Genomic DNA, 24,722 nt, shown 5'->3' with positions numbered 1-24,722 from the left:
CTTTAAGATGTCTCGCTCTTCCGTCACGCGCTTGAGTTCAGCACGCAGCTTGCGCAGTTCGGCTTGCTGGTCATCGTCTTGCTGACGCTGATCTTGGGGTTTGCTGTAGAGCTTGATCCAGGCGTAGAGACTGTGAACGGACATGCCCAAACGCTGGGCAACATCGGCGACAGGCTTGCCTTTCTCGGTCACTTGTTTGACCGCTTCGATCTTGAATTCTTCAGGGTAACGCTGACGACTCATGACACCTCCTATTTGGGCCTCATTATGAGGCTTGGAGGTGTCTACGAAACCAGAGGCGATTCAGTTGGTCGCAGTATGGGCAAGTGGACAGCAGCACTACGTTGTGCGTGGCACACACGCTCACATGATCAGGGAAATTTCGTCGCCAGTAGGAAAAACCCAAATTCTGCACGTCCTGTCTGACGCATTCCGGGCAGTAGGCGTGCAAGTCGGAATTAGTAATCGCCATTCGGGGTTTGAGATACGCCGTTCGAGAATAGGTGACATCTCGGGTATCTCTGATAACAAACTGAAGGGGCAATTGGGTGTGTTCGTGCAGCAAGCGGTTGAAGCCATAGCATCCTTCCCATCCCATCGTTGAGGCGATTACCTTAACTGCTTGGTGAGTAATCTCCCCTTCAGAAAGCCAGCGTAATCTGTCTACCCTCCAATCCATAAAATTCACGAGCAAATTGCGGTCAACATATGAGCGCAGAGATTCATTAGGTTGGATACGCAACAGCATGGATGGGCTGGCCCCTCAGCGACTGATTCCGCGTCTTCGTTCAAGGGTTGCGATTGAGCAACCAACGCCAGATATCAGGTGTAAAAAAGGCACCCAAAGGTGCCTTTTCGGAAGGTATGAGGAGTAGTCGCAGCGATCCTTTAACTCCCAGCCTTGCGACCTTGGGTTCAGAATCCGACCGGCTATGCCCGTCGTCACTACTTCAGAGAAACTCTCTGCTGCCGAAGTTGCGGGGGGCCTTGCTGGTACCCAGTCCCAACGGATGCGCAGTTGCAGTCCTCTACTACAAGCCTATACAGGGTGACACGCCTGTCAATTAGATTCAGAGGCGTAATTCCAAACGGGGTGCATCACTGCACCCCGCCAACCCGGATTGGTCCCGAACAGGATTACCTGCGACAGCTTTAATTCCCGTGCGACAGGTTTAATTCCCTAAATCCATGCGCCGCAAACGCGTGAAACGCCTTACTCCACCGTCACCGACTTGGCCAGGTTACGCGGCTGGTCGACGTCAGTGCCTTTGAGCACCGCCACGTAGTACGACAGCAACTGCAGCGGGATGGTGTAGACGATCGGCGCCAGCGCATCGATGACGTGCGGCACTTTGATCACATGGGTGCCCTCGCCGTTGCTCATGCCGGCGTTCTCATCAGCGAACACCACCAACTGGCCGCCGCGGGCGCGGACTTCCTGCAGGTTGGACTTGAGCTTTTCCAGCAGCTCGTTGTTCGGTGCGACGGTCACCACCGGCATGTCGTTGTCGACCAGGGCCAACGGGCCGTGCTTGAGTTCACCGGCCGGGTAGGACTCAGCGTGGATGTAGGAGATTTCCTTGAGCTTGAGCGCCCCTTCCATGGCTACCGGGTACTGGGCGCCACGGCCCAGGAACAGGGTGTGGTGCTTGTCGGCGAACAGCTCGGCGGTCTTTTCGACGATGCTGTCCATCGCCAGTGCTTCACCCAGGCGCGTGGGCAGGCGGCGCAGTTCTTCAACCAGCTCGGCCTCGACGCCAGCCGGCAAGGTGCCACGCACCTGTCCCAGTGCCAGGGTCAGCAACATCAACGAAACCAGCTGGGTGGTGAAGGCCTTGGTCGAGGCCACGCCGATTTCCGGGCCAGCCAGGGTCAGCAGGGTCAGGTCCGACTCGCGCACCAGCGAACTGATGCCCACGTTGCAGATCGCCAGGCTCCCCAGGAAGCCCAGCTCCTTGGCATTGCGCAGGGCGGCCAAGGTATCGGCGGTTTCACCGGACTGGGAGATGGAGACGAACAAGGTGTCCGGCTGCACCACTACCTTGCGGTAGCGGAACTCGCTGGCGACTTCGACCTGGCACGGGATGCCGGCCAGCTCTTCGAGCCAGTAACGGGCGACCATGCCGGCGTGGTAGCTGGTACCGCAGGCGACGATCTGGACATTGCGCACCTTGGCGAACAGCTCGGCGGCTTGCGGGCCGAAGGCCTGGACCATGACGTGGTCCTTGCCCAGGCGACCTTCCAGCGTGCGCTGGACGACGCTCGGCTGCTCGTGGATCTCCTTGAGCATGAAGTGGCGGTAGGCGCCTTTGTCCGCGGCTTCGGCCCCTTCGTGGTACTGCACGGTCTCACGCTGGACCTTGTGGCCGGCCTGGTCCCAGATGCTCACCTGGTCGCGGCGGATCTCGGCGATGTCGCCTTCTTCCAGGTACATGAAGCGGTCAGTGACCTGGCGCAGCGCCAGTTGGTCGGAGGCCAGGAAGTTTTCACCCAGGCCCAGGCCAATGACCAGCGGGCTGCCACTGCGGGCGGCGACCAAGCGATCTGGCTGATGCTTGCTGATCAGCGCCAGGCCGTAGGCACCGTGCAGGCGTTGGACGGCGGCCTTGAGGGCGTCGGTAATGTCGGGGACGGATTTCAGGATGTGGTGAATCAGGTGCACGATGACTTCTGTATCGGTTTCCGAGGCGAAGACATAGCCCAGGCCCTTAAGTTCTTCACGCAGGGCTTCATGGTTCTCGATGATGCCATTGTGAACGACCGCCACATCATCGCCGGAGAAGTGCGGGTGGGCGTTGTGTTCGGTCGGCGCACCGTGGGTAGCCCAACGGGTGTGGGCGATGCCCAGCTGGCCTGCCAAGGGGTCGGCGGCAACAGCGGCTTCCAGCTCACTGACCTTGCCGATGCGACGGCGGCGCTCGAGAACGCCTTGGGCAGTCAGAACCGCCAGGCCGGCGCTGTCGTACCCGCGGTACTCCAAGCGCTTGAGGCCTTCGATGAGGATGGCAGTGATATTACGCTCGGCTACGGCACCGACGATTCCACACATGGTTATTGCTCCTGGCTGATCGCGGCGCAGATCAGATTGATGCCGCGGGCTTGAATCTGTTCGCGTGCCTCCAGCGGCAGGCGATCATCTGTAATAAGGGTGTTGACGCTGCCCCAAGGCAGCTCGAGGTTGGGGATCTTGCGCCCGACCTTGTCCGACTCGACCATTACGATCACTTCCCGGGCGACCTCCGCCATGACCCGGCTCAGGCCCAGCAGTTCATTGAAGGTCGTCGTGCCACGGGCGAGGTCGATGCCATCGGCACCGATGAACAGCTGGTCAAAATCGTAGGAACGCAGGACCTGCTCGGCGACCTGGCCTTGAAAGGACTCGGAATGGGGATCCCAGGTACCGCCGGTCATCAGCAACACCGGTTCGTGCTCCAGTTCGCTGATGGCGCGGGCCACGTTCAGGGAGTTGGTCATCACCACCAGGCCGGGCTGGCGCCCCAACTGCGGGATCATGGCAGCGGTCGTGCTGCCGCTGTCGATGATGATGCGCGCGTGTTCACGAATCCGTCCTACAGCCGCCTTGGCAATCGCCTGCTTGTAGCTCGATACAGGCTGTACGGTCTCGACGAGCATTTCCTGTGGCACAGGGATGGCACCGCCATAGCGGCGCAGCAGAAGGCCATTGGATTCCAGCGCTGCTAAGTCCTTGCGAATGGTGACTTCGGAGGTTTCGAAACGCTTGGCCAACGCGTCCACGCTCACTTCGCCCTGTTCGTTGAGCAAAGCCAGAATGTTGTGGCGACGCTGAGGGGTGTTTCGTTTCGACATTGGCGTCTTAAGTTTCGATTCGAAAGATAATGGTTGCAATCAAAACCTAAGGACAATCATTCGTCAAGCACTGCCTGCCGCATTTTGTCGCCTCAGTTACGCCGCTCAGTCGGGAACGCCTTGTAGGTTGCGATTAGTTTTCCACAGATAGAAAAAAGCCGGCTTATACACATAAGCCGGCCTGTGCATAACTGACTGTGGATAAATCAACTCTTCTTGATTTTCTCAGGACGCTTCCAGCCATCGATATTGCGCTGGCGGGCACGGGCCACGGCCAACTGCTTGGTTTCGACCGTCTGGGTAATGGTCGAGCCGGCTGCGGTGGTTGCGCCGGACTGAATTTCCACCGGGGCTACCAGAGAGTTGTTGGAACCGATGAACACATCCTCGCCCATTACCGTCTTGAACTTGTTGGCGCCATCGTAGTTGCAGGTGATCGTGCCTGCGCCGATATTGGTACGCGCTCCGATCTGCGCATCGCCCAAATAAGTCAGGTGACCAGCCTTGGCGCCTTCACCCAGGTGGGCGTTCTTGAGCTCGACAAAGTTACCCACATGGGCCTTGGCGTCCAGCACACTGCCCGGACGCAGGCGAGCGAAGGGACCGGCATCGCTGCCCTCACCCATCACGGCCCCCTCGATATGACTGTTGGCCTTGATGATCGCGCCCTTGCGCAGGGTGCTGTCCTTGATCACGCAGTTGGGGCCGATCTGCACGTCGTCTTCGATGACCACCTTGCCTTCGAGGATCACGTTGATGTCGATCAGCACATCGCGACCGACGGTCACCTCGCCTCGCACATCGAAGCGCGACGGGTCACGCAGGGTCACGCCCTGGGCCATCAAACGACGGCCTTCGCGCAACTGATAATGACGCTCGAGCTCCGACAGCTGACGCCGGTCGTTGGCGCCTTGCACTTCCATCGGGTCATGAGGCTGCTCGGTGGCCACCACCAAGCCATCAGCCACGGCCATCGCGATCACATCGGTGAGGTAGTACTCGCCTTGAGCGTTGTTGTTGGACAAACGGCTCATCCAGTCGGCCAGGCGTGCCGCCGGCATGGCCAGGATGCCGGTGTTACCTTCCTTGATCGTTTTCTGCGCATCGCTGGCATCCTTGTGCTCCACGATGGCCATCACCTGGCCTTGGGCATCACGAACGATGCGGCCATAACCAGTCGGGTCCTCCAGATCGACGGTCAGCAGGCCCAGCTGGTTGGCGCTGACCTTGGCCAGCAGGCGCTGCAGGGTTTCGACCTCGATCAACGGCACATCGCCATAAAGCACCAGTACGGTGTCAGCAGTGATCGCTGGCAGAGCCTGGGCAACAGCGTGGCCGGTACCCAGCTGTTTGTCCTGCATCACGAAGTTCAGGTCGTCGGCGGCCAGACGCTCACGCACCAACTCCGCGCCATGGCCAATAACCACGTGAATGCCCGTGGGCTTGAGCTGTCGGGCGCTGTGGATAACATGGCCCAGCATGGAGTTGCCAGCAACCGGATGCAGAACCTTGGGCAGCGCCGAACGCATGCGGGTGCCTTGGCCTGCGGCGAGAATAACGATATCGAGAGACATTGACTGGCTACCAATCCTGGGCGGTCAGTGACATGACCGGTATATGAAGGACAAAAAGAAAAAGGGTAGCCGATGGCTACCCTTTTTCTCAATCTGCATGAAGCCTGCGGTATCAGCCGCCGAACTTCTTGCGGATCTGCTGGACGGTACGCAGCTGAGCTGCGGCCTCGGCCAGACGTGCGGATGCGGCACTGTAGTCGAAATCCGCGCCTTTCTCATGCAGGGCCTTCTCAGCAGCCTTGACGGCATCCTGAGCGGAGGCTTCGTCCAGGTCAGCGGCACGTTGCACGGTATCGGCGAGTACCTTGACCATGTTCGGCTGCACTTCCAGGAAACCACCGGAGATGTAGAACACCTCGCGATCGCCACCCTGCTTGGTCAGCGTGATCGGACCTGGTTTCAGATTGGTGATCAGCGGCGCGTGGCCTGGAGCGATACCCAGATCGCCCAGGTTGCCGTGCGCAACCACCATCTCGACCAGACCGGAGAAGATTTCTCCTTCCGCGCTGACGATATCGCAATGGACTGTCATAGCCATCTGCTTGCCTCAACCTGATTAGCGCCCCTTTCGGGGCGCCGGGATTACAGTTTCTTGGCTTTCTCGATCGCTTCGTCGATGCTGCCGACCATGTAGAACGCTTGTTCTGGCAGGTGGTCGTAGTCACCTTTGAGGATGCCGCTGAAGCCAGCGATGGTGTCTTTCAGGGAAACGTACTTGCCTGGCGAACCGGTGAAGACTTCGGCCACGAAGAACGGCTGCGACAGGAAGCGCTGGATCTTACGAGCGCGGGCAACCAGTTGCTTGTCGGCTTCGGACAGTTCGTCCATACCCAGGATCGCGATGATGTCCTTCAGCTCTTTGTAGCGCTGCAGAACATACTGAACCTGACGGGCAGTTTCGTAGTGCTCGTTGCCGATCACGTTCGGGTCCAGCTGGCGCGAAGTCGAGTCCAGTGGGTCGACCGCTGGGTAGATACCCAGAGAGGCGATGTCACGGGACAGAACGACGGTGGCGTCCAAGTGGGCGAAGGTGGTGGCTGGCGACGGGTCGGTCAGGTCGTCCGCAGGTACGTATACGGCCTGGATCGAGGTGATCGAACCTTCTTTGGTCGAAGTGATACGTTCTTGCAGAACGCCCATCTCTTCGGCCAGGGTCGGCTGGTAACCTACTGCCGAAGGCATACGGCCCAGCAGTGCGGATACTTCGGTACCGGCCAGGGTATAACGATAGATGTTGTCGACGAACAGCAGAACGTCGTTACCTTCGTCACGGAACTTCTCAGCCATGGTCAGACCGGTCAGCGCTACGCGCAGACGGTTTCCTGGTGGCTCGTTCATCTGACCGTAGACCAGTGCTACTTTGTCGAGAACGTTGGAGTCCTTCATCTCGTGGTAGAAGTCGTTACCCTCACGAGTACGCTCACCCACACCGGCGAACACGGAGTAACCGCTGTGCTCGATGGCGATGTTACGGATCAGTTCCATCATGTTGACGGTCTTGCCGACACCGGCACCACCGAACAGACCCACCTTACCACCCTTGGCGAACGGGCAGACCAGGTCGATTACCTTGATGCCGGTTTCCAGCAGGTCGTTGCCGCCTGCCTGGTCAGCGAACGAAGGCGCCTTCTGGTGGATACCACGGCGCTCTTCCTCGCCGATCGGGCCAGCTTCGTCGATCGGGTTGCCCAGAACGTCCATGATACGGCCCAGGGTGGCCTTACCGACTGGAACAGAGATGGCAGCACCGGTGTCGACGACATCCAGACCGCGCTTCAGGCCTTCGGTGGAGCCCATCGCAATGGTACGAACCACGCCGTCGCCCAGCTGCTGCTGAACTTCGAGGGTGGTTTCCGCGCCTTGTACTTTCAGCGCGTTGTAAACACTCGGCACGACGTCACGTGGGAATTCCACGTCGATGACGGCGCCGATGATTTGAACGATACGTCCGCTACTCATAGCTGGATCCTCTGAATATTTGAACCGTTAAACCGCGGCAGCGCCGCCGACGATTTCCGAGATCTCCTGGGTGATCGCAGCCTGACGCGCCTTGTTGTAGATCAGCTGGAGTTCGCTGATCAAATCACCGGCGTTGTCTGTGGCGTTCTTCATGGCGATCATCCGGGCCGCTTGTTCAGCAGCGTTGTTCTCGACCACCGCCTGGTACACCTGCGACTCCACGTAACGCACCATCAAGCCGTCCAGCAGCTCTTTTGCGTCGGGTTCGTACAGGTAGTCCCAGTGATGCTTGAGATCCTGATCCGGGGTTGCCACCAACGGTACCAATTGCTCGACCGTCGGTTTTTGGGTCATGGTGTTGATGAACTTGTTCGAAACCACCGAGAGGCGATCGATACGGCCGTCCAGGTAGGCGTCCAGCATCACTTTGACGGAGCCGATCAGATCGTTGATCGATGGCTCTTCGCCCAGGTGGCTGATCGCGGCTACTACGTTGCCGCCAAAGATGCGGAAGAAAGTCGCACCCTTGCTGCCGATCACGCACAGGTCGATTTCAACGCCCTGTTCGCGGTTCTCGTTCATGTCCTTGACCAGGGCCTTGAACAGGTTGGTGTTCAAGCCACCGCACAGACCACGGTCACTGCTCACCACGATATAACCGGCGCGCTTTACAGGGCGCTCGATCATGAACGGGTGGCGGTATTCCGGGTTGGCGTTGGCCAGATGACCGATCACCTGGCGGATACGCTCCGCGTAAGGACGGCTAGCAGCCATGCGCAGTTGTGCCTTGCGCATCTTGCTGACCGCCACTTTCTCCATGGCGCTGGTAATTTTTTGCGTGCTTTTGATGCTCGCAATCTTACTGCGAATCTCTTTTGCGCCTGCCATGTATCACCTATCAGGTTAGCAAGCGGGGGCCGGAGCCCCCACTGCGGCTTACCAGGTCTGGGTGGCCTTGAACTTCTCGATACCGGCTTTGATGCCAGCGTCGATTTCGTCGTTGAAGTCACCCTTCACGTTGATCTTGGCCATCAGTTCGGCGTGATCACGGTTGAAGTAGGCGATCAGTGCTTGCTCGAAGCTACCGACCTTGGAGACTTCTACGTCGGTCAGGAAGCCACGCTCAGCGGCGTACAGCGACAGCGCCATGTCCGCGATGGACATCGGAGCGTACTGCTTCTGCTTCATCAGCTCGGTAACGCGCTGACCATGCTCCAGCTGCTTGCGGGTAGCCTCGTCCAGGTCAGAAGCGAACTGGGCGAATGCAGCCAGTTCACGGTACTGAGCCAGAGCGGTACGGATACCACCGGACAGCTTCTTGATGATCTTGGTCTGGGCGGCACCACCAACACGGGATACCGAAACACCGGCGTTAACTGCAGGGCGGATGCCCGAGTTGAACATGGCCGATTCCAGGAAGATCTGACCGTCGGTGATCGAGATCACGTTGGTCGGAACGAACGCGGAAACGTCGCCAGCCTGGGTTTCGATGATCGGCAGAGCGGTCAGGGAACCGGTCTTGCCAGTCACGGCACCGTTGGTGAACTTCTCGACGTACTCTTCGGAAACGCGAGATGCACGCTCCAGCAGACGGGAGTGGAGATAGAACACGTCGCCTGGGTACGCTTCACGTCCTGGCGGACGGCGCAGCAGCAGGGAGATCTGACGGTAGGCAACGGCCTGCTTGGACAGGTCATCGTAAACGATCAGTGCGTCTTCACCGCGGTCACGGAAGTATTCGCCCATGGTGCAGCCGGCGTACGGGGCCAGGAACTGCAGTGCGGCGGATTCCGAGGCGCTGGCGGCAACAACGATGGTGTTGGCCAGGGCGCCGGCTTCTTCCAGCTTGCGAACGACGTTGGCGATGGTCGACTGCTTCTGGCCGACGGCCACGTAAACGCAGAAGATACCGCTGTTTTTCTGGTTGATGATCGCATCGACCGCCATAGCGGTCTTACCGATCTGACGGTCACCAATGATCAGCTCGCGCTGGCCACGGCCAACCGGGATCATGGCGTCGACCGATTTGTAGCCAGTCTGTACAGGCTGGTCTACCGATTTACGCCAGATAACGCCCGGAGCGACCTTCTCGACCGCGTCGGTTTCGGTGGTGGTCAGAGGACCTTTACCATCGATAGGGTTGCCCAGCGCGTCAACGACGCGGCCCAGCAGGCCCTTGCCGACCGGCACTTCGAGGATGCGACCGGTGCACTTGGCGCTCATGCCCTCGGCGAGGGAGGTGTACGCACCCAGTACCACCGCACCTACGGAGTCTTGCTCCAGGTTCAGTGCCATACCGTATACGCCGCCCGGGAACTCGATCATTTCGCCGTACATAACGTCGGCCAGACCGTGGATCCGCACGATACCGTCGGAAACGCTTACGACGGTACCTTCGTTACGGGCTTGGGAGCCGACATCGAGCTTCTCGATGCGACCCTTGATGATTTCACTAATTTCGGAAGGATTGAGTTGCTGCATTGCTCTGCTGCCCCTTCAAACTCAAGATTTCAATGCTTCGGCCAGTTTCGCGATCTTGCCGCGAACCGAGCCATCGATTACCAGGTCGCCGGCGCGGATGACGACGCCGCCGATCAGGCTGGCATCCTCCGACGCGTGCAGGCGCACTTCCCGGCTGAGCCGTGCACTGAGAACCTTGGCGAGTTTGTCTTGCTGTTCTTGGTTCAACGCAAAAGCACTGGTGACTTCCACGTCCACGGATTTCTCTTGCTCGGCCTTGTACAGGTCGAAAAGAGCGGCAATCTCCGGCAGGAGCAGGAGACGGTCGTTTTCCGCGGCAACATGAATGAAATTCTGTGCCTGTGCATCGAACTTGTCACCGCACACTTCAATGAATGCGGCGGCCTTTTCTGCGCTTGTCAGTCGCGGGGCCTTGAGCAGGCGCTGCATGGTGTCGTCTTCCGACACCGCAGCAGCCAGGCCGAGCATGGCTGACCAATTGGCCAGTTGCTGATGGGCCTGGGCGTGCTCAAAGGCAGCCTTAGCGTAAGGTCGGGCCAACGTGGTCAGTTCTGCCATGATCGCCCTCGCTTAAATTTCAGCGGCCAGTTTGTTAACCAGCTCCGCATGCGCGTTTTGATCGATTGTGGCGCCAAGGATCTTTTCAGCACCGCCAACGGCCAGGGCACCCACTTGGGCACGCAGGGCGTCTTTGACGCTGTTGAGTTCCTGTTCGATCTCGGCTTGAGCCTGAGCCTTCACACGGTCAGCTTCGACGCGAGCCTGTTCACGGGCTTCCTCGACAAGCTGAGCAGCGCGTTTCTTGCTTTGCTCAATGATTTCGGCTGCCTGTGCCTTTGCTTCACGCAGTTGCTGACCCGCTTTCTCTTGGGCCAGCTCCAGGTCGCGAGCTGCGCGGTTGGCAGCGTCCAAGCCGTCGGCAATCTTCTTCTGGCGCTCTTGCAGAGCAGTGATGACCGGAGGCCATACGTACTTCATGCAGAAGAGCACAAAAATCAGGAAAGCAACGGATTGGCCAATCAGGGTTGCATTAATGTTCACGCCAACACCTCGCTCGGTCTTTGTCCATCACACCAATCAACTCGTAGAAACGAGTGATTAGCCGGCGATCTGACCAACGAAGGGGTTCGCGAAGGTGAAGAACAGAGCGATACCAACACCGATCATGGTTACGGCGTCGAGCAGACCGGCAACGATGAACATTTTGACCTGCAGCATCGGAACCATCTCAGGCTGACGAGCAGCGCCTTCCAGGAACTTGCCGCCCAGCAGGCCGAAACCAATGGCGGTACCCAGAGCACCCAGGCCGATCAGCAGAGCAACAGCGATAGCGGTCAGACCAACTACAGTTTCCATCTTTCCTCCCGACTTTTACGTCGTATTGGTTAGGTTTTTAGTTTGAAGCGGTAAAACAAATCGTTTGGTACAGCGGTGCCCTTGCGGACGTTTTCAGCCTTCCCCCCAAACAGGCAGGGAAGGCTATCAGACACGCCAGGCGGTCTTAATGGTTATCTTCGTGAGCCATCGACAGGTAGACGATGGTGAGCATCATGAAGATGAAGGCTTGCAGGGTGATGATCAGGATGTGGAACACAGCCCACGCCCACTGCAGCACCACACCCAGGCCGCTGAGCCAGAGGATGCCGGCGCCGAACATCACGGCGATCAGGATGAACACCAGTTCGCCGGCGTACATGTTGCCGAACAGACGCAGTGCCAGCGAGATCGGTTTGGCGATCAAGGTGACGAATTCCAGCAGGAAGTTCACAGGGATCAGCAGGATCTGAACGAAGATGTTCTTGCTGCCGAACGGGTGCAGGGTCAGCTCACCGATGAAGCCGCCCAGGCCCTTGACCTTGATGCTGTAGAAAATGATGAGGGCGAACACGCAGAAGGCCATGGCCAGGGTCGCGTTCGGGTCGGTGGTCGACACGGCACGGAACGGAATGTGCGGGTCGCCAGAGATCAGGATGGCCAGCTGCGGAATCCAGTCGACCGGTACCAGGTCGATGGCGTTCATCAGGAACACCCAGACGAAGATGGTCAGCGCCAGTGGGGCGATCACCGGGCTACGGCCATGGAAGGAATCCTTCACGCTGCCGTTGACGAAGTCCACCAGCACTTCGACGAAATTCTGCAGACCGCCAGGCTGGCCGGAAGTCGCCTTCTTGGCTGCCATGCGGAAGATGAACAGGAAGATCAGACCCAGCGCGACGGACCAACCCAGGGTGTCCAGGTGGAACGCCCAGAAGCCCATTGCCTTGGCTTCTGCAGCCGAATGGGCGAAGCCCCAGCTGCCGTCTGGTAGTTGACCGTAGGTCAGGTTCTGCAAGTGGTGCTGGATATAGCCCGAAGCGGTTTCTGCTGCCATGGTTGCCTCAAACGCCCTAAGGTCTCGAAAGTCTTTTATTCATCAGCAGGGGCGCGAACCAGCTGACCAGTAGGGTCAGCAGGAAGACGCCGAATACTGCTAACGGCGCCAATGGCTTCACTCCTGCGAAGGTCAGTGCAAAAAGCACTGCCGTCAAAATCAATTTGCCTGCCTCGCCTGCGTAAAACGACTTGACGATGGCCTGCGCTGCCCTGGCCCCGCTATAGCGAAAAGCCTTCCAGGCGAAATACACATTGGGCAGCCAGCCAATCAACCCTCCGCAGAGACCTGAATAACCGCTGACCGCTCCTTGCCACTGCCACAACACCAGAGTTGCCAGCAGAAACACGATACATTGAGCCAGCAGTACCGGAAAAACCGCCCAGCGATGGAAAGGCAAGCGGTTTGGCGTGCGGATTTCCATCACAACTGCTCCTCGAAAGTCGACCGTCAAGTCAGCAATGACTTGGCATAATTTGTGCCGACAAAATGCGCGCAGAGTATAGGGGTGGTTTAACCCCTATTCAACTATTCGGTAGTGATTTCCGACTGCGCGCTACAACAGGAAGTGTTTCAGCGAATGTGAGCCAGTACGCCTTGCAACTCATCAAGAGAGTTGTAACGAATTACAAGTTGGCCTTTGCCCTTGTTGCCATGACGTATCTGAACCGCCGAGCCCAGGCGCTCTGCCAGACGCTGTTCAAGGCGCGCGATATCCGGATCAGGTTTGCTCGGCTCGACCGGATCAGATTTGCCATTGAGCCATTGACGCACCAATGCCTCGGTCTGGCGCACGGTAAGGCCACGTGCGACAACATGCCGCGCCCCCTCTTCCTGGCGATTTTCTTCCAGCCCAAGCAATGCACGGGCATGGCCCATCTCCAAGTCGCCGTGGGCCAGCATGGTCTTGATCGCTTCGGGCAGTGAGATCAGGCGCAGCAGGTTGGCCACGGTAACCCGTGACTTGCCCACGGCATCAGCGACCTGTTGCTGGGTCAGCTCGAATTCCTGCTGCAGACGCTGAAGCGCCAGGGCTTCTTCCAGCGGATTGAGATCCTCACGCTGGATGTTCTCGATCAGGGCCATCGCGATGGCGGCGTCGTCCGGCACTTCGCGGACCATGGCCGGAATGGTGTCCAGGCCAGCCTGCTGGGTGGCGCGCCAGCGGCGCTCACCGGCGATGATTTCGTAGCGGTTCTCACCGATCGGGCGGACCACGATCGGTTGCATCACGCCCTGGTTGCGAATCGAGTGCGCCAGTTCTTCGAGCGCTTCGGGGTCCATGTCGCGGCGTGGCTGATACTTGCCACGCTGGATCAGTTCGACCGGCAGGTGTTGCAGTTCCTTCTGGTCCACCTTCACAGCCTGCTCTTCGAGCGCGCCGACGGAAGGACCACTGAGCAGTGCATCCAACCCACGTCCGAGACCCCGTTTCTTAACGGCCATGCGGATTCCTTAAGTTGTCTGTGCAGTGCGTGATTGACGGCGTTGACGGCGCACCAGTTCCCCGGCCAGTGCCAGGTAGGCCAGTGCGCCACGCGATTGCTTGTCGTAGGCCAGGGCCGGCATGCCGAAACTCGGCGCCTCGGCCAGGCGAATGTTGCGAGGAATGACCGTGTCGTACAACTGGTCTCCGAAGTGCTCCTTGAGCTGGGCCGACACATCGTTGTTCAGGCTCAGGCGCGGGTCATACATGGTCCGCAGCAGACCTTCGATCTTCAGCTCCGGGTTCAGGCGGGCGGCGATGCGCTTGATGTTATCCACAAGGTCGCTGAGACCTTCGAGCGCGTAGTACTCGCACTGCATCGGAATGATCACGCCATCGGAGGCGACTAGGGCATTGAGGGTCAGCATCGACAGCGAGGGTGGGCAGTCGATGAGGATGAAATCGTAATTCTCGCGGATCGGCGCCAACGCGTTGCGCAGGCGGCTCTCCTTCATCTGCATTTCCAGCAGCACCACTTCGGCGGCGGTGAGGTCGCGGTTGGCCGGCAGCAGCTGGAAGCCGCCATGCTCGGAGTAGTGCATGGCCTGGGCCAAGTCGCATTCCCCGATCAGCAGGTCATAGACCGAATGCTCCAGGACGTGCTTGTCCACACCACTACCCATGGTGGCGTTGCCCTGTGGATCGAGGTCGATCAGCAGCACGCGACGTTTGGTCGCGGCCAGCGATGCGGCGAGATTGATACAGGTGGTGGTCTTGCCCACACCACCTTTCTGGTTCGCGATTGCGAATACCTTAGCCATTGTTGCGTGTGTTCCCAGTCATGCCTTGCGGCGCAGTATCAGCAGATGGCGCTGGCCCTGGCAACCCGGAACGGTCAGGGCCTGCTCGCTTTCCACTGTGAAGTCTGCGGGCAATGCTACCAGTTCATCGGCCGGATGCAGCCCCTTCATTGCAAGCCATTGCGTCCGGGCGTCGCCCAAGTGGCGTGTCCAGTTGGTGAAGTTCTCCATGCTGCTGAACGCACGAGAGATGATCCCGCAGAACGGCTGCGCCGGTTGGAACTCTTCCACCCGGCTGTGGATAACCTGCAGGTTGTCCAGCTTGAGCTCCATCTTCACCTGGGTAAGGAAGCGTGTCTTCTTGCCATTGCTGTCGAGAAGCGTCACTTGCTTGTGCGGATGCAGAATGGCCAACGGAATCCCCGGCATACCGCCGCCACTGCCGACATCCAGCCAACGCTGGGTGTCTTTGTGGATAAACGACATGACGCTCAGGCTGTCGAGCAAATGGCGCGACACCATCTCGTCTGGGTCGCGCACTGCGGTCAGGTTGTACGCTTTGTTCCACTTGATCAACAGGGCCAGGTAACCCAGCAGTTTTTCCTGCTGTTGCGGGCTCAGCTCGACACCGAGCTGGCGCGCGCCTGTGGACAACTCTTCTGCATGTTGCGGGGTGACCAGGGAACTCAAGCGCTTTGCTCCAATTCGCGGCCTGCGCCGCGTTTTTTCAGATGAATCAGCAACAGGGAAATTGCGGCGGGCGTCACGCCCGGAATACGCGAAGCCTGCCCGAGGGTCTCTGGACGCGTCTGGCCGAGCTTGCTCTGGATTTCCTTAGACAGCCCGGAAATCGTGGTGTAGTCGATATCCACAGGCAGACGGGTATCTTCGCTGGCACGCAGGCGGGCGATTTCTTCTTGCTGACGGTCGATATAGCCGGCGTACTTGGTCTTGATCTCGACCTGTTCGGCCACCTGTGGATCGATTTGTTCCCCACCGGTCGCTTCGATCAATCCGGCATAGTCGATTTCAGGACGCGCCAGCAAGTTCAGCAAGTTGTACTCATGGCTCAGCGGTGTGCCGAACTTATCCACAACCGCCTGGCCTTCGGGCGTTCCCGGACGGATCCATGTGGATTTCAGCCGCTGTTCCTCCCGCTCGATGCCTTCACGCTTGGCGCAGAACGCCGCCCAGCGGGCGTCGTCGATCAGCCCGAGCTCGCGGCCCTTCTCTGTCAAGCGCAGATCGGCATTGTCCTCGCGCAGGATCAGCCGGTATTCGGCACGCGAAGTGAACATGCGGTATGGCTCTTGGGTACCGAGGGTAATCAGGTCGTCGACCAGTACACCGATGTAGGCCTCGTCGCGGCGCGGACACCAGCTGTCACGGCCCTGGGCGCGAAGCGCGGCGTTGGTGCCGGCCAGCAGACCTTGGGCCCCGGCCTCTTCGTAGCCGGTGGTGCCATTGATCTGCCCGGCGAAGAACAGCCCGCCAATGACCTTGGTCTCCAGGCTGTACTTGAGGTCGCGCGGGTCGAAATAGTCGTACTCGATGGCGTAGCCCGGGCGAACGATGTGGGCATTTTCCATGCCACGGATCGAGCGGACGATGTCCAGTTGCACATCGAACGGCAGCGAAGTGGAGATGCCGTTGGGGTATAGCTCGTGGGTGGTCAGGCCTTCCGGCTCGATGAACACCTGGTGGCTTTCCTTGTCGGCGAAGCGATGGATCTTGTCTTCGATCGATGGGCAGTACCGCGGTCCTACGCCTTCGATGACGCCCGAGTACATCGGTGAACGGTCGAGGTTCGAGGCGATGATCTCGTGGGTACGGGCATTGGTGTGGGTGATCCAGCAACTCACCTGGCGTGGATGCATGTCGGCATTGCCCATGAACGACATGACCGGAATCGGTGTGTCACCGGGTTGCTCGGTCATCACCGAGAAGTCAACCGAACGCCCGTCGATACGGGGCGGGGTACCGGTTTTCAGACGACCGACACGCAGCGGCAGTTCACGCAGGCGGTGGGCCAAGGCGATCGCGGGCGGATCGCCTGCACGACCGCCGGAATAGTTCTGCAGACCGATGTGGATAAGTCCACCGAGGAAGGTACCAGTAGTCAGAACCACCGAATCGGCGAAAAAGCGTAGACCCATCTGGGTAATGACACCTTTGACCTGGTCCTGCTCGACGATCAGGTCATCACAGGACTGCTGGAATATCCACAGGTTCGGCTGGTTTTCCAGGATCTCGCGGACCACGGCCTTGTAGATAGCGCGGTCAGCCTGGGCACGGGTCGCACGGACGGCCGGGCCTTTGCGGTTGTTCAGGATACGAAACTGGATGCCGCTTTTGTCGGTGGCCAGCGCCATGGCGCCGCCGAGCGCATCGATTTCCTTGACCAGGTGACTCTTGCCAATGCCACCGATAGCCGGGTTGCAGCTCATGTGACCGAGGGTTTCCACGTTATGGGTCAGCAGCAGGGTTTTCACACCCATGCGTGCGGACGCAAGCGCAGCCTCGGTACCGGCATGGCCGCCGCCGATGACGATCACTTCAAAACGGGAAGGGAAATCCACCACGCACCTCGTGCCTGTTTTTGCGAATAGAGAAGGTAAGCGGACAAGTATAGGGACTTCACCCCCTTCAAAGGAACCTTCTGAGCAAAATTTGACCAGGCTGTGGATGAATGGCAGGTAAAAGAAAACAAAGAGGAAAAAAAATTTAAAAAAGCTTTGTTTTTATGTTTATTCTTATGCACCCAGCCACCTGTGGATAAACTTATGCAGCCCAGTACCCATGCCGTCTTGGTGGATTCAAAACCCTGTGTTTGAAGGGGCATGAGGGTTCTGGATAACAGCGTTTAACCTGTGGATTAAAGTGCCGATTACCCACAGGGCGGTTTGTCCTCAACAAAAATAGCTGGTTATCAACGGCGCTGAAGGCGACTTTTCCACAGAGCTTATCCGCTCTGCTTCGCATCTGTTGATGATTTTTTCCGCGATCGGGCTGCCCGCTGGGTCTTTCCACAGGCAAAAAAAAGCCGCTCCCGGTGGAGCGGCTCTGTGTAAAACCTCGGCCCGACGCTATTTGCCGATACAGAAGCTCGAGAAGATACGTCCCAGCAGGTCGTCGGAACTGAAGGCCCCGGTGATCTCGCCCAGTGCTTGCTGTGCCTGTCGCAGGTCTTCGGCCAGTAATTCTCCGGCGCCGGCCAAGGTCAGTTGAGCGCGACCATGCTCCAGATGCGACTCGGCTTGGCGCAGGGCTTCCAGATGACGCCGTCGGGCGCTGAAACTGCTTTCGGCAGTCTGCTCGTAGCCCATGCAAGCCTTGAGATGATCGCGTAACAACTCCAGCCCACCGTCTTCACCCTTGGCGCTGAGGGTGATGGTCACGTGGCCATCTTCACACTGCTCCATGCCGACTGACTCACCACTGAGGTCGACCTTGTTTCGTATCAGTGTGACCTTGGCTGGGTCTGGCCGCTTGTCGAGAAATTCTGGCCACAGGGCGAACGGATCGCTTGCTTCCGGCGCTGTGGAATCCACTACCAAGAGCACCCGATCCGCTTCATTGATGGCCTTCAGGGCACGTTCGACGCCGATCTTTTCCACATGATCGTCGGTGTCGCGCAGGCCAGCGGTGTCCACTACGTGCAGCGGCATGCCATCGATGTGGATATGTTCACGCAGGATATCCCGCGTGGTCCCGGCGATGTCCGTGACGATAGCGGCTTCCCGACCAGCCAGGCGATTGAGCAGGCTGGACTTGCCGGCATTCGGACGACCAGCGATGACGACGGTCATGCCGTCGCGCAGCAAAGCGCCCTGCCCGGCTTCACGCTGGACTGTGGACAACTCGCTGCGCACGTTATCGAGCATCGACAGTACATGGCCATCGGCTAGAAAATCGATCTCCTCTTCAGGGAAGTCGATCGCCGCCTCGACGTAGATGCGCAATGCGATCAACGCTTCGGTCAGATCGTGCACCCGCTTGGAGAAAGCGCCCTGCAGTGAGCGAAGGGCGTTTCGCGCTGCCTGGGTGGAGCTCGCCTCGATCAGGTCGGCGATCGCTTCAGCCTGGGCGAGGTCGAGTTTGTCGTTGAGAAACGCCCGTTCGCTGAATTCACCTGGGCGTGCAAGGCGGCAGCCCAACTGCAGACAACGCTGCAGGAGCATGTCCATCACCACCGGACCACCATGGCCTTGCAGCTCCAGGACATCTTCGCCGGTAAACGAGTTCGGCCCCGGGAAGAACAAGGCGATGCCTTCATCCAACACCAGGCCATCGTTGTCACGGAACGGGCCATAGTGGGCATGGCGTGGCGTCAGGATTCGGCCGGTGATGGCCTGCCCTGCCTGGCTGGCCAGTGGACCGGACAACCTGACGATGCCAACGCCTCCGCGCCCCTGGGCGGTGGCAATGGCGGCGATGGTTTCACGCACAGTGTTCATGCTCGAAAACCTCTACGGAAAATACACAGATAGCAAAAACGCCCCACGAGGGGGCGTTTTTATTCACAGGCCGTCAGCCGTTGGTCAAGCAGCAGCTTTTTTGGTTGCGGCTTCGATGCTACGGGTGATGTACCACTGCTGTGCGATGGACAGGCAGTTGTTCACAACCCAGTACAGCACCAGACCGGCTGGGAACCACAGGAAGAAGAAGGTGAAGATGATCGGCATCAGCTTCATGACCTTCGCTTGCATCGGATCCGGCGGAGTCGGGTTCAGACGCTGCTGGATGAACATGGTGGCGCCCATGATGATCGGCAGGATGAAGAACGGATCCTTGATCGACAGGTCGGTAATCCACAGCATCCATGGGGCCTGGCGCATCTCGACACTTTCCAGCAGTACCCAATACAGCGCCAGGAACACCGGCATCTGGACGAGGATCGGCAAGCAGCCACCCAGTGGGTTGATCTTCTCTTTCTTGTACAGCTCCATCATTGCCTGGGACATCTTCTGGCGATCATCACCGAAGCGTTCCTTGAGCTGGGCCAGTTTCGGCGCAACGGCGCGCATACGCGCCATCGAGCGGTAGCTGGCGGCGGAAAGTGGGAAGAACAGACCTTTGATGAGCATGGTCAGGACGATGATCGACCAGCCCCAGTTACCCAGCAGGCTGTGGATATGTTGCAGCAGCCAGAAGATCGGCTGGGCAATGAACCACAGGAAGCCATAGTCGACCGTCAGTTCCAGCCCTGGGGACAGTTCCTTGAGCTTGGACTGGATCTTGGGACCGGCATACAGCATGGCGCTGGTTTCAGCCTTGGCGCCAGCTGGGACGTTCAGAGCGGGACCGGTGTAACCGATGATGTAGTTGCCCTGGCTGTCCTTGCGGGTCTGGACGACGTTGTTGTCCGATTTATTCGGGATCCAGGCGGTCACGAAGTAGTGCTGCAGCCAGGCGACCCAGCCACCGGACACATTTTCTTTCAAACTGCCCTTGTCGATGTCCTTCATCGACACTTTCTTGTACGGCTCCGAAGCTGTCCACAGGGCTGCGCCCAGATAGGTGGCGGTGCCAGTAGCAGTGCTCGACGACGGATCGGAACTGGCGTCACGCTTGAGTTGGGCAAACAGGTTGCCGTTCCAGGCTTGGCCGCTCTGGTTATCGATCAGGTAGCTGACGGTCAGGTCGTACTCACCGCGCTTGAAGCTGAAGCGCTTGATGTAGTTGACGCCGTTTTCGCTGAACTTCAGGTCCACCACCAGTTGGTCCTGGCCATCAGCCAGCTGGTAGCTCTTGCTGTCGGAAGCGTACAGCGGGCGGCCGGTGGAACGGGCGTCCGGACCGTTGCTGCCCGTCAGGCCACTCTGGGCCAGGTAGACGCGCTCGCCACCGTTGTCGAACAGCTGGAACGGAATGTCCGGATGATCCTGGCGACGCGGGTACTTCGGCAGAGTCAACTGGACGATATCACCGCCGACCGGGTCGATAGCCAGGTCCAGGACATCAGTCTTGATCCGGATCAGGTCCTTGCTGACAGCGACAGGTGCCAGCTCCGCTGGGGTCGCTTCAGCATTGGTGCTCGGCACATCGGCGCTGGCGCCGTTATTGCCGGCCGGAACGGTGTCCGGCAGCGCCGGGGCAACATTGCTGGCAGCAGTATTCTGAGTCGGCAAGGCAGCCTGACCGTAGTCCTGGTTCCATTTCAGGACCATGACGTAGGACACGATTGCCAGGGCGACGATCAGGATCGTGCGTTTAATATCCATGATTACTCGGCTATCGAAGAAGTTCGGGAGGAAGGAGCGGGCGGAACGGGATCGAAACCACCGTCGTTCCACGGATGACAACGCCCCAGGCGACGAACGGCCAGCCACCCACCACGCAAGAGGCCATGGTTTTCAATGGCTTCATAAGCGTAACAGGAGCAACTGGGGTAGAAACGACAGTGACTGGCCATCAGTGGACTAATGGCATAACGGTAAAACTGGATCGGAACGAGTGCCAGTTTACGCATCGTGACTGTCTACCCCTGCGGAATCGGCATTAGCCGCTGGAGAGGGCCGACTGCGAACCAGTCGCTTCCAGAGCTTGCCAAAGTGTTGGTGCAATTCTGGGTTTTCAATCTCGCCCAATCCCTTGCGCGCGACGATCACGATGTCCAACCCGGCGAGCAGCTGCTGGTTCAGACGGAACGAATCGCGCATCAAGCGCTTGAGACGATTGCGTTGAACGGCGAGCTTGACGCTCTTCTTGCCGATCACCAAGCCGAGGCGTGGATGATCGAGGCCGTTCTCGCGAGCAAGGATCAGCAGGTTTTTCCCTGGAACCTTGCCGGTTGGGGAGTCGAAGACCGCTTTGAAGTGCCGGGGTGTAAGCAGTCGCTTATCCCGACTGAAGTCCTGACTCACCACCTGTGCCGAAAAATCAAATTGCCAGACGCTTACGGCCTTTGGCACGACGACGCGACAGAACAGCGCGGCCGTTCTTGGTAGCCATACGGGCACGGAAGCCGTGGGTGCGCGCGCGCTTGATGGTGCTTGGTTGGAAAGTACGTTTCATGGCGTGTTACCTGGGTTTGTCGACAACGGGCCGGAATGGCCCCCTTTTTAAGAGACCGGCGATTCTAGAGAAAGCAAGCCCATAGGTCAATTTCCAACCAGCTTTTGCCTATAGAAGGTACGGAGGGGTCGAAGGCCGTCAGGTGGCTTGATCCGGACGTGGGCGAGAGGACAACATGAAAAAAAAAGAAGGACATATAAAAAGCTTTTCTGAAGAACTTATAGATCTTTAGTGGATAACGATCTGTGGATAACCTACCCCAGGCCTTTATCCGCGTGCGTTTCAGGAAATCATAACCTTGTCGGTAAGCGGTGCCTTCGCTGTGCTGATGACACGCACAACCTGTGGAGCGAACGGCTTGTTATCCACAGCTGAGTTATCAACAGGTCTGAGGGTGGGGTTGTGCATAGTGCTCAGGGCTGGTTATCCACAGAGCTTATTCACAGCGCAGGTAAGGCGTTTAGGAAGTTTTTTGGCCGATTTGTCCCTGTGCAAGTCGGTGTCACATGTGGATAACTGGTCTACCTCCCGGTACAATGGCGGTTTGTTTTTGCCTCATCCGGCTTTCAACTCAGGGGATATCCGTGTCAGTGGAACTTTGGCAGCAGTGCGTGGAGCTTCTGCGCGATGAACTGCCTGCCCAGCAATTCAACACCTGGATCCGTCCGCTACAGGTCGAAGCCGAAGGCGACGAGTTGCGCGTCTATGCGCCCAACCGTTTCGTTCTCGATTGGGTCAACGAAAAGTACCTGGGCCGTCTGCTCGAGCTGTTGGGCGAGCGTGGCAATGGCATTGCGCCTGCCCTTTCCTTATTAATAGGTAGCCGTCGCAGTTCCGCTCCGCGTGCTGCACCCAATGCGCCTGTCAGTGCCGCGGTCGCTGCGTCAATGGCCCAGCAGACCCAAGTCCAGCAAGCCGCACAGGTCGTGCAGCCGAGCGAGCCGGTCGTTGAACCTGCGCTTGAGCTGGCACCTGCGCTCGAGATCGAAGAGCCGTCTTCGCGCGACAGTTTCGACGTGATGGGCGAGCCTGCTTCTGCGCCGGCCACCAGCACACGCACCGAGCAACGCACGGTCCAGGTCGAAGGCGCGCTCAAGCACACCAGCTACCTCAACCGTACCTTCACCTTCGAAACCTTCGTCGAGGGTAAGTCCAACCAATTGGCTCGCGCTGCGGCCTGGCAGGTGGCCGACAACCCTAAGCATGGTTACAACCCGCTGTTCCTTTATGGTGGTGTGGGCCTGGGTAAAACCCACCTCATGCACGCTGTGGGTAACCATCTGCTGAAAAAGAACCCGAATGCCAAGGTGGTGTACCTGCATTCCGAGCGTTTCGTCGCCGACATGGTCAAGGCGCTGCAGCTCAATGCGATCAACGAGTTCAAGCGCTTCTATCGCTCAGTCGACGCATTGCTGATCGACGATATCCAGTTCTTCGCCCGTAAGGAGCGTTCCCAGGAAGAGTTTTTCCACACCTTCAACGCCTTGCTCGAGGGCGGTCAGCAGGTGATTCTCACCAGTGACCGTTACCCGAAGGAAATCGAAGGCCTGGAGGAGCGCCTCAAATCGCGGTTCGGTTGGGGCCTGACGGTCGCCGTGGAGCCGCCGGAGCTCGAAACCCGCGTGGCGATTCTTATGAAGAAGGCCGACCAGGCGAAGGTCGAGCTGCCCCACGATGCAGCGTTCTTCATCGCCCAGCGCATACGCTCCAACGTGCGTGAGCTGGAAGGTGCTTTGAAACGGGTGATCGCCCACTCCCACTTCATGGGCCGGGATATCACCATCGAGCTGATTCGCGAGTCGCTCAAGGATCTGCTGGCGCTGCAAGACAAGCTTGTGAGTGTGGATAACATCCAGCGCACCGTGGCTGAGTACTACAAGATCAAGATCGCCGATCTGTTGTCCAAACGACGTTCGCGTTCGGTTGCACGCCCGCGTCAGGTTGCCATGGCATTGTCCAAAGAACTGACCAACCACAGTTTGCCGGAGATCGGCGACATGTTTGGCGGTCGGGACCACACCACCGTGCTGCACGCCTGCCGCAAGATCAACGAACTGAAAGAATCCGATGCGGATATCCGCGAGGACTACAAGAACCTGCTGCGTACGCTGACGACCTGATGAACGTCGGTGCAGCTAATTGAAGGCAAGGGACTAGACCATGCATTTCACCATTCAACGCGAAGCCCTGTTGAAACCCCTGCAACTGGTCGCAGGCGTCGTCGAGCGCCGCCAGACCTTGCCGGTCCTGTCCAATGTGCTGTTGGTCGTGCAAGGCCAGCAACTGTCGTTGACCGGTACCGACCTGGAAGTCGAGCTGGTTGGCCGTGTGCAACTGGAAGAGCCGGCCGAGCCGGGCGAGATCACTGTCCCAGCGCGCAAGCTGATGGATATCTGCAAGAGCTTGCCGAGCGACGCTCTGATCGATATCAAGGTCGACGAGCAGAAGTTGCTGGTCAAGGCCGGGCGCAGCCGTTTTACCCTCTCGACGCTGCCGGCCAATGACTTCCCGACCGTCGAGGAAGGTCCTGGCTCGCTGACTTGCAACCTGGAACAGAGCAAGCTGCGTCGCTTGATCGAGCGCACCAGCTTCGCCATGGCTCAGCAGGACGTGCGTTACTACCTCAACGGCATGCTGTTGGAAGTGTCGACCGATACCCTCCGAGCGGTTGCCACTGACGGTCACCGTCTGGCGCTGTGCTCCATGCAAGCCGCCATTGGCCAGGCCGAACGCCACCAAGTCATCGTGCCACGCAAGGGTATTCTCGAGCTGGCGCGTCTGCTCACCGATCCGGAAGGCATGGTCAGCATCGTTCTGGGTCAGCACCATATTCGTGCGACCACCGGTGAGTTCACCTTTACTTCCAAGCTGGTAGACGGCAAGTTCCCGGACTATGAGCGTGTGCTGCCAAAAGGTGGTGACAAGCTGGTGATCGGCGATCGCCAGGCCCTGCGAGAAGCCTTCAGCCGTACTGCCATCCTTTCCAACGAGAAATACCGTGGCATTCGTCTGCAACTGGCTTCGGGCCAATTGAAGATCCAGGCGAATAACCCGGAGCAGGAAGAGGCTGAGGAAGAAATCAGCGTCGATTACAACGGCAGCTCGCTTGAGATCGGGTTCAACGTCAGCTATCTGCTCGACGTGTTGGGCGTGATGACCACGGAGCAGGTTCGCCTGATTCTGTCCGACTCCAATAGCAGCGCCCTGCTTCAGGAAGCCGGCAACGATGACTCTTCTTACGTCGTCATGCCGATGCGTCTGTAACC

Annotated in this window: 25 protein-coding genes; 2 read left to right on the top strand and 23 right to left on the bottom strand. The window is 58.7% G+C overall.

The features are described from left to right. From DQ397_RS17380 to rpmH, 23 genes are all read right to left on the bottom strand, one after another. Positions 1–243: transposase (locus DQ397_RS17380; RefSeq protein WP_148921589.1), on the bottom strand; the 243-nt coding region annotated here is incomplete at its 3' end. A 22-nt stretch (positions 244–265) separates the two neighbouring features. After that, complete coding sequence (locus DQ397_RS25065) at positions 266–748, bottom strand: TniQ family protein (protein ID WP_148921588.1); 483 nt, start codon at positions 746–748, stop codon at positions 266–268. Between the two features lie 465 nt (positions 749–1,213). After that, positions 1,214–3,049, bottom strand: a complete 1,836-nt coding sequence (glmS, locus tag DQ397_RS17370) for a glutamine--fructose-6-phosphate transaminase (isomerizing) (RefSeq protein ID WP_043214180.1) — start codon at positions 3,047–3,049, stop codon at positions 1,214–1,216. 2 nt (positions 3,050–3,051) lie between these two features. Beyond that, a complete protein-coding gene (locus tag DQ397_RS17365) occupies positions 3,052–3,828 on the bottom strand; it encodes a DeoR/GlpR family DNA-binding transcription regulator (protein ID WP_043214182.1) in 777 nt (258 codons plus the stop codon). Positions 3,829–4,034: 206 nt separating this feature from the next. Further along, on the bottom strand, positions 4,035–5,402 hold the full coding sequence (gene glmU, locus DQ397_RS17360; protein WP_043214183.1) for a bifunctional UDP-N-acetylglucosamine diphosphorylase/glucosamine-1-phosphate N-acetyltransferase GlmU: 1,368 nt from the start codon (positions 5,400–5,402) through the stop codon (positions 4,035–4,037). Between the two features lie 112 nt (positions 5,403–5,514). Further along, a complete protein-coding gene (locus DQ397_RS17355; RefSeq protein WP_043214185.1) occupies positions 5,515–5,940 on the bottom strand; it encodes a F0F1 ATP synthase subunit epsilon in 426 nt (141 codons plus the stop codon). 44 nt (positions 5,941–5,984) lie between these two features. Then, positions 5,985–7,361: a F0F1 ATP synthase subunit beta gene (gene atpD, locus DQ397_RS17350; protein ID WP_023383132.1), complete on the bottom strand. Its 1,377-nt coding sequence runs from the start codon at positions 7,359–7,361 to the stop codon at positions 5,985–5,987. Positions 7,362–7,388: 27 nt separating this feature from the next. Beyond that, positions 7,389–8,249: a F0F1 ATP synthase subunit gamma gene (gene atpG / locus DQ397_RS17345; protein WP_023383133.1), complete on the bottom strand. Its 861-nt coding sequence runs from the start codon at positions 8,247–8,249 to the stop codon at positions 7,389–7,391. Positions 8,250–8,297: 48 nt separating this feature from the next. Continuing rightward, the gene (gene atpA / locus DQ397_RS17340) at positions 8,298–9,842 is read right to left on the bottom strand and encodes a F0F1 ATP synthase subunit alpha (protein WP_043214188.1); all 1,545 of its coding nucleotides are present in this window, start codon (positions 9,840–9,842) and stop codon (positions 8,298–8,300) included. 21 nt (positions 9,843–9,863) lie between these two features. Continuing rightward, a complete protein-coding gene (locus DQ397_RS17335) occupies positions 9,864–10,400 on the bottom strand; it encodes a F0F1 ATP synthase subunit delta (protein ID WP_043214190.1) in 537 nt (178 codons plus the stop codon). 12 nt (positions 10,401–10,412) lie between these two features. Continuing rightward, positions 10,413–10,883 carry a F0F1 ATP synthase subunit B gene (locus DQ397_RS17330; protein WP_023383136.1) on the bottom strand — a complete coding sequence of 157 codons (471 nt, stop codon included), beginning with the start codon at positions 10,881–10,883 and terminating at the stop codon, positions 10,413–10,415. A gap of 57 nt (positions 10,884–10,940) precedes the next feature. After that, a complete protein-coding gene (atpE, locus tag DQ397_RS17325) occupies positions 10,941–11,198 on the bottom strand; it encodes a F0F1 ATP synthase subunit C (RefSeq protein WP_003097235.1) in 258 nt (85 codons plus the stop codon). Between the two features lie 145 nt (positions 11,199–11,343). Further along, the gene (gene atpB, locus DQ397_RS17320) at positions 11,344–12,213 is read right to left on the bottom strand and encodes a F0F1 ATP synthase subunit A (protein WP_023383137.1); all 870 of its coding nucleotides are present in this window, start codon (positions 12,211–12,213) and stop codon (positions 11,344–11,346) included. Between the two features lie 16 nt (positions 12,214–12,229). Continuing rightward, positions 12,230–12,637, bottom strand: a complete 408-nt coding sequence (locus tag DQ397_RS17315) for a F0F1 ATP synthase subunit I (protein WP_043214193.1) — start codon at positions 12,635–12,637, stop codon at positions 12,230–12,232. Between the two features lie 149 nt (positions 12,638–12,786). After that, on the bottom strand, positions 12,787–13,659 hold the full coding sequence (locus DQ397_RS17310; protein WP_043214196.1) for a ParB/RepB/Spo0J family partition protein: 873 nt from the start codon (positions 13,657–13,659) through the stop codon (positions 12,787–12,789). 9 nt (positions 13,660–13,668) lie between these two features. Then, entirely contained in the window at positions 13,669–14,460 is a 792-nt protein-coding gene (locus tag DQ397_RS17305; protein ID WP_043214197.1) for a ParA family protein, read from the bottom strand. An 18-nt stretch (positions 14,461–14,478) separates the two neighbouring features. Then, the gene (gene rsmG, locus DQ397_RS17300; protein ID WP_043214199.1) at positions 14,479–15,129 is read right to left on the bottom strand and encodes a 16S rRNA (guanine(527)-N(7))-methyltransferase RsmG; all 651 of its coding nucleotides are present in this window, start codon (positions 15,127–15,129) and stop codon (positions 14,479–14,481) included. Then, complete coding sequence (gene mnmG, locus DQ397_RS17295) at positions 15,126–17,018, bottom strand: tRNA uridine-5-carboxymethylaminomethyl(34) synthesis enzyme MnmG (RefSeq protein WP_043214202.1); 1,893 nt, start codon at positions 17,016–17,018, stop codon at positions 15,126–15,128. The genes rsmG and mnmG overlap by 4 nt, the downstream gene beginning before the upstream one ends. Before the next feature lie 507 nt (positions 17,019–17,525). Beyond that, on the bottom strand, positions 17,526–18,896 hold the full coding sequence (gene mnmE / locus DQ397_RS17290; protein ID WP_043214203.1) for a tRNA uridine-5-carboxymethylaminomethyl(34) synthesis GTPase MnmE: 1,371 nt from the start codon (positions 18,894–18,896) through the stop codon (positions 17,526–17,528). An 84-nt stretch (positions 18,897–18,980) separates the two neighbouring features. Then, positions 18,981–20,663 (bottom strand): membrane protein insertase YidC, encoded by a 1,683-nt coding sequence (yidC, locus tag DQ397_RS17285; protein ID WP_043214205.1) that lies wholly within the window; start codon positions 20,661–20,663, stop codon positions 18,981–18,983. A 2-nt stretch (positions 20,664–20,665) separates the two neighbouring features. After that, positions 20,666–20,911 (bottom strand): membrane protein insertion efficiency factor YidD, encoded by a 246-nt coding sequence (yidD, locus tag DQ397_RS17280; protein WP_011536514.1) that lies wholly within the window; start codon positions 20,909–20,911, stop codon positions 20,666–20,668. Further along, positions 20,904–21,308, bottom strand: coding sequence for a ribonuclease P protein component (rnpA, locus tag DQ397_RS17275; RefSeq protein ID WP_070574400.1), 405 nt, complete (start codon positions 21,306–21,308; stop codon positions 20,904–20,906). The genes yidD and rnpA overlap by 8 nt, the downstream gene beginning before the upstream one ends. Before the next feature lie 13 nt (positions 21,309–21,321). Continuing rightward, entirely contained in the window at positions 21,322–21,456 is a 135-nt protein-coding gene (gene rpmH, locus DQ397_RS17270; protein WP_003253163.1) for a 50S ribosomal protein L34, read from the bottom strand. Positions 21,457–22,040: 584 nt separating this feature from the next. Here rpmH and dnaA point away from each other — a divergent pair. Beyond that, complete coding sequence (gene dnaA / locus DQ397_RS17265; protein WP_043214207.1) at positions 22,041–23,576, top strand: chromosomal replication initiator protein DnaA; 1,536 nt, start codon at positions 22,041–22,043, stop codon at positions 23,574–23,576. Between the two features lie 40 nt (positions 23,577–23,616). Continuing rightward, complete coding sequence (dnaN, locus tag DQ397_RS17260) at positions 23,617–24,720, top strand: DNA polymerase III subunit beta (protein ID WP_043214209.1); 1,104 nt, start codon at positions 23,617–23,619, stop codon at positions 24,718–24,720. The last annotated feature ends 2 nt before the right edge of the window (positions 24,721–24,722 follow it).

This window comes from Pseudomonas sp. CK-NBRI-02, from assembly GCF_008124495.1.
In the GTDB taxonomy this organism is placed as follows: domain Bacteria; phylum Pseudomonadota; class Gammaproteobacteria; order Pseudomonadales; family Pseudomonadaceae; genus Aquipseudomonas; species Aquipseudomonas guariconensis.
Note: the sequence above shows the minus strand (reverse complement) of the source record. Positions and strands in the feature narration are given on the sequence as shown.

Coding starts and splice junctions, on each gene's coding strand:
- DQ397_RS25065 (WP_148921588.1), bottom strand. CDS start 748: ATGCTGTTGCGTATCCAACCTAATGAATCTCTGCGCTCATATGTTGAC.
- glmS (WP_043214180.1), bottom strand. CDS start 3,049: ATGTGTGGAATCGTCGGTGCCGTAGCCGAGCGTAATATCACTGCCATC.
- DQ397_RS17365 (WP_043214182.1), bottom strand. CDS start 3,828: ATGTCGAAACGAAACACCCCTCAGCGTCGCCACAACATTCTGGCTTTG.
- glmU (WP_043214183.1), bottom strand. CDS start 5,402: ATGTCTCTCGATATCGTTATTCTCGCCGCAGGCCAAGGCACCCGCATG.
- DQ397_RS17355 (WP_043214185.1), bottom strand. CDS start 5,940: ATGGCTATGACAGTCCATTGCGATATCGTCAGCGCGGAAGGAGAAATC.
- atpD (WP_023383132.1), bottom strand. CDS start 7,361: ATGAGTAGCGGACGTATCGTTCAAATCATCGGCGCCGTCATCGACGTG.
- atpG (WP_023383133.1), bottom strand. CDS start 8,249: ATGGCAGGCGCAAAAGAGATTCGCAGTAAGATTGCGAGCATCAAAAGC.
- atpA (WP_043214188.1), bottom strand. CDS start 9,842: ATGCAGCAACTCAATCCTTCCGAAATTAGTGAAATCATCAAGGGTCGC.
- DQ397_RS17335 (WP_043214190.1), bottom strand. CDS start 10,400: ATGGCAGAACTGACCACGTTGGCCCGACCTTACGCTAAGGCTGCCTTT.
- atpE (WP_003097235.1), bottom strand. CDS start 11,198: ATGGAAACTGTAGTTGGTCTGACCGCTATCGCTGTTGCTCTGCTGATC.
- atpB (WP_023383137.1), bottom strand. CDS start 12,213: ATGGCAGCAGAAACCGCTTCGGGCTATATCCAGCACCACTTGCAGAAC.
- DQ397_RS17315 (WP_043214193.1), bottom strand. CDS start 12,637: ATGGAAATCCGCACGCCAAACCGCTTGCCTTTCCATCGCTGGGCGGTT.
- DQ397_RS17310 (WP_043214196.1), bottom strand. CDS start 13,659: ATGGCCGTTAAGAAACGGGGTCTCGGACGTGGGTTGGATGCACTGCTC.
- DQ397_RS17305 (WP_043214197.1), bottom strand. CDS start 14,460: ATGGCTAAGGTATTCGCAATCGCGAACCAGAAAGGTGGTGTGGGCAAG.
- mnmE (WP_043214203.1), bottom strand. CDS start 18,896: ATGAACACTGTGCGTGAAACCATCGCCGCCATTGCCACCGCCCAGGGG.
- yidC (WP_043214205.1), bottom strand. CDS start 20,663: ATGGATATTAAACGCACGATCCTGATCGTCGCCCTGGCAATCGTGTCC.
- yidD (WP_011536514.1), bottom strand. CDS start 20,911: ATGCGTAAACTGGCACTCGTTCCGATCCAGTTTTACCGTTATGCCATT.
- rpmH (WP_003253163.1), bottom strand. CDS start 21,456: ATGAAACGTACTTTCCAACCAAGCACCATCAAGCGCGCGCGCACCCAC.
- dnaN (WP_043214209.1), top strand. CDS start 23,617: ATGCATTTCACCATTCAACGCGAAGCCCTGTTGAAACCCCTGCAACTG.